This window comes from Streptomyces sp. NTH33, assembly GCF_003236365.1.
Classification (GTDB): Bacteria; Actinomycetota; Actinomycetes; order Streptomycetales; family Streptomycetaceae; genus Streptomyces.
Map to the genome: position 1 here is coordinate 1 of NZ_POTZ01000684.1, position 2,719 is coordinate 2,719.

Annotated in this window: 1 protein-coding gene; it reads left to right on the forward strand. The window is 76.9% G+C overall.

All coding sequences use genetic code 11. The features are described 5' to 3' along the window. Positions 1–155: 155 nt before the first annotated feature. On the forward strand, positions 156–2,719 hold a 2,564-nt coding region (locus tag C1I97_RS34925; protein WP_258382888.1), incomplete at its 3' end, for a non-ribosomal peptide synthetase.

Sequence of the window (2,719 nt, forward strand, 5' to 3'; positions counted from 1 at the left end):
GTCGAAGTCGGCACGACGCCGAGGTCACTTCATCCGCCGGCGGGCTTGCCCCACCTCGCGGCCGACGTCCCAGGCGTCGGTGACCGGCCCGAGGGGGGCGAGCTCGTCGGGATCGATCACCGAGCGGCTGGAGCACCGGGCAGCTGCTCACCGAGGTGTGCGAGCGCTACGCCGCGCTCACCGGCGGCCGCGAGGCCCCCGCGCCGGTGAGGCGCCCGTTCTCCGACTTCCTGCGCCGGCTGCGCGACCAGGACGAGACCGCGGCCGAGGCGTACTGGGCCGGCGCCCTCGCCGGCTTCCCGGCCCGCACCCCGCTGCCGTACGACCGCACCCCGGCCGAGGCACACCGCGCCCGCGCCGCCGCCACGGTGCACCGGCAGCTGGACGAGCGGGTCTCGGCGCGGCTGCGCCAAGCGGCGGCACGGGCCGGGCTGACGGTGAACACCGTGATCGAGGGCGCCTGGGCGCTGCTGCTCGCCCGCCACGGCGGACGCGACGACATCGTGTTCGGCACGACCGTCTCCGGGCGCCCGGCCGAACTGCCGGGCGTGGAGGCGATGATCGGGATGTTCATCAACACCGTGCCCACCCGGATCGAGGTCTCGGGCGGGGGAGTGGCGTCCTGGCTGCGGGGCGTGCAGGAGAAGCAGAGCGACGCCCGGCTCTTCGACTTCCTCGCGCTGCCCCGCATCCAGGCGCTGAGCGAGGTCCCGGCGGGCGAGGCGCTGTTCGACAGCATGGTGGTGTTCGAGAACTACCCCGTCGACGAGTCCGCCACGGCCCGGACGGGCGTGCACGTCGAGGAGGTGCGGGCCGACGACGCGCCGACCTTCCCGCTGTGCCTGCGCGCCCACCTCGGCGACCGGCTCGGCATCGACCTCGCCTACGACGCCGACCTGTTCGACGCGGACACGGCCGAACGCCTCGCGGCCAGGCTCGCGGTCCTCCTGACCGCCCTCGCCGACGGCATCGACGCCGACACTGAGGTGACCGGCCTCGAGCCGCTGACCGAGGACGACCGCGCCCTGCTCCAGCGGTGGAACGCCACCGCCCGGCAGGCGGCGCCGCGCAGCCCCGTCGAGCTGTTCGCCGAGCAGGCCCGCCGCACCCCCGACGCGCCCGCCCTGCGCGACGGCGACACGGAGCTGACGTACCGCCGCCTCGACGCCTGGTCCGACGCCGTGGCGTCCCGGCTCCTGGCCGGCGGCCTGCGGGCGGAGGACCGGGTGGCGCTGCCGATGGACCGCTGCGCCGAACTCGTCGTCGCCCAGCTCGCCGTCCTCAAGGCGGGCGGCGCCTACGTACCGGTGGACGCCCGCGCCCCCGAGGAGCGGCGCCGCACGCTGACCGAGCGGGCGGGCGCGACGGCCGAGCTGACCGCCGCGGACGTCGCCGCCGCACGCACCCCCGTGCCGGGCGCGCCCGCGGCCGTACCCGCGGACGCCGACCGGCCGGCGTACGTGATGTTCACCTCCGGGTCGACCGGCGAGCCCAAGGCGGTCGCGGTACGCCACCGTGACGTGGCCGCCCTCGCCACCGACAGCCGCTTCACCGGCGGGGTGTGCGACCGGGTGCTGCTGCACTCCCCGGTGGCCTTCGACGCCGCCACCTTCGAGGTGTGGGCGCCCCTGCTCACCGGCGGCTGCGTGGTCGTGGCACCGCCCCGGCCCCTGGACGCGGCACTGCTGCGGCACCTGGTCCGCGACGGCGGCCTGAGCGCGCTGTGGCTGACCGCCGGCCTCTTCCGGCTGCTGGCGCAGGACGCGCCGGACTGCTTCGCCGGCCTGCGCCAGGTGTGGACCGGCGGCGACGTGGTGCCCGCCGCGGCCGTGCGCCGCGTGCTGTCCGCCTGCCCCGGCCTGACCGTCGTGGACGGCTACGGCCCCACCGAGACGACGACGTTCGCGACGTCCTTCGCGCTCACCGACGCCACGGCCGTCCCCGACACCGTGCCCATCGGCCATCCGCTCGACGACATGCGGGTCCACGTCCTCGACGGCCGTCTGCGGCCCGTACCGCCGGGCTGCGCCGGCGAGCTGTACCTCGCCGGCGAGGGTGTGGCACGCGGCTACCTGGGCCGTCCCGGCGACACCGCCGCCCGCTTCCTCGCCGACCCGGCCGGCCCGCCCGGCACGCGCATGTACCGCACCGGCGACCTGGCCCGCCGCCGCCCCGACGGCACGGTCGAGTTCCTGGGCCGCGCCGACGACCAGGTGAAGATCCGCGGCTTCCGCGTCGAGCCCGGCGAGGTGGAGGCGGTCCTCGCGGCGCATCCCGGCGTCGCGGACGTGGCGGTCGTGGCCCGCGAGGACCGGCCCGGCAGCCGGCGCCTGGTGGCCTACGTGGTCGGCCCCGAAGACCTCACGGCCGTGCGGGAGTCCGCCCGGCGCACGCTCCCCGACTACCTCGTCCCCTCGGCGTTCGTCGCCCTGCCCGCGCTGCCGCTCAGCGGCAACGGCAAGGTCGACCGGGCCGCGCTTCCGGCGCCGGAGACCTCCGGCGGGGACCGGCAGGGCGCGCCGGCCGCGCCGCGCACCGACGCCGAGCGGCGCACCGCCGACGTCTTCGCGGAGGTCCTCTCCGTCGAACGGCCCGGAGTGGAGGACGACTTCTTCCAGCTGGGCGGCGACTCCATCCTCAGCATCCGGCTGGCCGCCCGCCTGTCCGAGGCGTTCGACACCGACCTGTCACCGCGCGCGGTGTTCACCCACCCCACCCC